The organism is Streptomyces sp. NPDC002784, assembly GCF_053592135.1.
Genome location: NZ_JBSFVD010000116.1, coordinates 1 through 2,970 on the forward strand (window position 1 = coordinate 1; position 2,970 = coordinate 2,970).

Here is a 2,970-nt window from a genome sequence, read left to right on the forward strand (position 1 = left end):
CGGCGCTCGCGCACGCGGAGGTCGGGGCGGAGGAGGTCGACTACGTCAACGCCCACGGCACCGGTTCCGTCGCCGGGGACGAGGCCGAGGCGCGCGCCCTGCTGGACGTCTTCGGCCCCGGCCGGCACGCGCTGGTCAACTCCACCAAGCCGCTGCTGGGACACTGCCTGACCTCGGCCGGGCTGCTGGAGCTGGTGGCGACGCTGATCCAGATGCGGGAAGACTTCCGCCACGGCAACCCCAACACCGAACGGCCACTGGCGGAGGAACTCCCTCTCGTGGGACGGTCCGCGACCCCGGGACCGGTACGCATCGCGCTGTGCCACAGCGTCGCCTTCAGCGGGATCAACGCGGCGGTCGTCCTGCGAAGGTGAGCCGACCACGTTCCCGACGTCGAACGCGAAGCAAGGTGTACGCGCTCCGTGTGGGACGCGGGAACGGTCCCGAAGCCGGTCGGGAGAACAGCGCGGTGCGCCCGAGGTGCGCGCGTCACCTCCACCGTGGGGTGACGGACACCGGCGGACTCGCCGGGCTGCTCGGCCGACTTCTCAGGGCGCCCAGGGCTTGAGCATGTCCGTCATCGCGTCCGTCAGGGCGAACTGCAGCAGTGGGCCGTAGGTGACCCGGCCGACGCCAAGACGGCGGAAACGCTCGAGGTCATGCTTGACGGGATGGGCGGTGGAGTTCACGGGAACGCCGACGGCGCCGGTCACGGCAGCGAGCAGCTCGTCGTCGTCCTGGATGGCCACCGGGTAGACACTGTCGGCCCCGGCCTGTTCCAGGGCCCGCAGCCGCTCGATCGCCTCGTCGAGGATGCCTGCGGCGTCCTGCGCGTGCAGGAAGAGGTCGGTGCGCCCGTTCACCCAGAGCGGGACTCCCGCGTCGTCGGCCGCCGCGCGCAGGCCGCCCACGAAAGCGGCGTGCTCCTGAGTGCTGCGCACCCGGCCGCCGTCGGAGTGGACGGTGTCCTCGATGTTGAGGCCGGCGGCGCCGGCCCCGATGAGCCCGGCGACGATGTCAGTGGGCTCCTGTCCGTACCCGGCCTCCAGGTCCACGGACACGGGGACGTCGACCGCCGCGACGATCGGCCTGACGGCGGCGATGACCTCCTCGAAGGTCTGCCCCTCGTGGTCGTCGGCCCCGCGGGAGTCCGCGAGGGGATGGCTGCCGATCGTCAGCGCGGGGAACCCGGCGGCCACTGCCGTGCGCGCGGACCAGACGTCCCAGACGGTCGGCAACACGAGCGGCTGGTACTGGGCGTGCAGCTGCTTGAGGCGTTGAGCGCGTTCAACGACGGTGTGGAGATCCATACGAGCAACGCTACCCCGGCACCGCCAAGTACCGGGCGGGCGACCGGCGTTCGTAACGCCCGGCATCGTGGACGCACCCGGCAAGCCTCTCGCAGCACGCATAGGGCTGTTCGGCTCCGCTTCGGCCCGGACCGCGGGGACCAACGGCCCTGACCTGCCCGGCAGTTCGTCCCCGAGGGGCACGGGAGGACGCGAGGCTGCCCCTCCTGCCTCGCCCTCTGGTTCCGTGGCGCGATCGGCGGGGCCTCTCCGGCCCCCGCCCCTGTGCGGGCCTGCCCGTTCGGGCGCGGAGTTGGCCGCGTTTTATGAGCGCGGCAAGAGGCGACATCCCATTAAGCGCAGGTCAACTGACTATTTCAGAGGCGGTGTCCGGCTCCGGGGGAATGTTTGTATTGGGGGTTCCAGGTGCCCGAAAAAGGCCCGATCGTAAAGGAGTTGACAGGTTACCGAGGTCACTTGGCCAACCCTTGCCACGGGAGTGGCCGCCCCTTAATCTCGAATGCGTTGTTCCCTCTGTTGCGATTCCCCTCTTCGTCCCGTGGAGGTTTTCGTGCTGCCCAGCTTCCGTCCGGGCCCGCGTTCGGCCACCGAGATCGAGTGATCATGACAACGTTATCCGCTGCGTTGTCCCCGTTACCCCGCCGGCCACCTCGGCGCCGCATCCTCTGCCCACCCTGATCCCACCCGGGAGCCCGGCGCCCGCCGCCGGCCCGCCCGGGACGACGCGGACACCCGGCCCCGCCACCGACGAGGTGACACCCGCCGTCACCGGGCGCTCGCCGACACCCAGGCACAGCGCATCGGTCCGTTCCGTGTTCGTTCACCCTTCCCTCCCTCACGAGCCCCCCACGCGCAGGAAGAAGGACGGTACGTCCGTGGCGACCACGAGTTTCCCCGACGCCTCGCCCCGCAAGAAGAAAGCCGCCACCCCGGCTCCTCCCGCCCACCGCGAACCCGCCGGGAACGGCGCGCCCCGTGGCGCCGCGTCGGCGGGCGCCTGCATCGCCCACGCCTCACCGGGGGACCTGGTCATCACGGCCGCGGAACCCGAATTCGCCCGGCAATTCGGCCTGAGCGCCGACGAGATATGCGGACACGGTCTTCTCGATCTTCTCCGTTCACCCGTTCCCGCCCGGCTCCAAGAACAGTTCACCACCCTTTCTGTGGGGCGTCGTCCGCGCTTCACGGAAAGCGTGACGGGCCGGGACGGAACCGGTGGGAAATTCCACGCGGAAGTCACCGGGGTCGGCGTCCGGAATCCCTCGGGCGCCTTGGTCGGCGTGGTGGTCTTTCTGCGCCGCACCGCGGACGGGGTGTCCGGCGGGCCGGTGCTCAGCGCCCTCGACGCGCAGGTTCTGGAAGGGGTCGCGAGTGGCCAGTCCACCGTGCAGTTGGCCTCCCGTCTCTATCTGAGCCGTCAGGGAATCGAGTACCGCGTCGGGCAGATGCTGCGGAGGTTCGACGCGCCCAACCGCCCCGCGCTGGTGGCGCGTGCGCACGCGCTCGGGATGTTCGCCGCCGGGCAGTGGCCCCCGCGCGTCCTCCCGGAACGCGTGCGGTAGCACGAAAGCACGAACCGGGCCCATCCGGAGCCCGGACGGCGGCCGTGGCGGGGTCACGTACACCGCCGCGGCCGCCGGCGTGCGTGTCACGCCGCCGA

General features: G+C 71.0%; 2 protein-coding genes and 1 pseudogene. 2 read left to right on the forward strand and 1 reads right to left on the reverse strand.

What is annotated here, in order from left to right; genetic code table 11:
• Positions 1-374: pseudogene (locus ACWD1Z_RS36930) on the forward strand (polyketide beta-ketoacyl:ACP synthase); the annotation flags it as partial.
• Positions 375-548: 174 nt separating this feature from the next.
• Here the strand turns inward: ACWD1Z_RS36930 and ACWD1Z_RS36935 are convergent.
• On the reverse strand, positions 549-1,310 hold the full coding sequence (locus ACWD1Z_RS36935) for an isocitrate lyase/PEP mutase family protein (protein WP_451125225.1): 762 nt from the start codon (positions 1,308-1,310) through the stop codon (positions 549-551).
• Positions 1,311-2,185: 875 nt separating this feature from the next.
• Here ACWD1Z_RS36935 and ACWD1Z_RS36940 point away from each other — a divergent pair.
• On the forward strand, positions 2,186-2,872 hold the full coding sequence (locus tag ACWD1Z_RS36940; protein ID WP_451125227.1) for a PAS domain-containing protein: 687 nt from the start codon (positions 2,186-2,188) through the stop codon (positions 2,870-2,872).
• Positions 2,873-2,970: the final 98 nt, after the last annotated feature.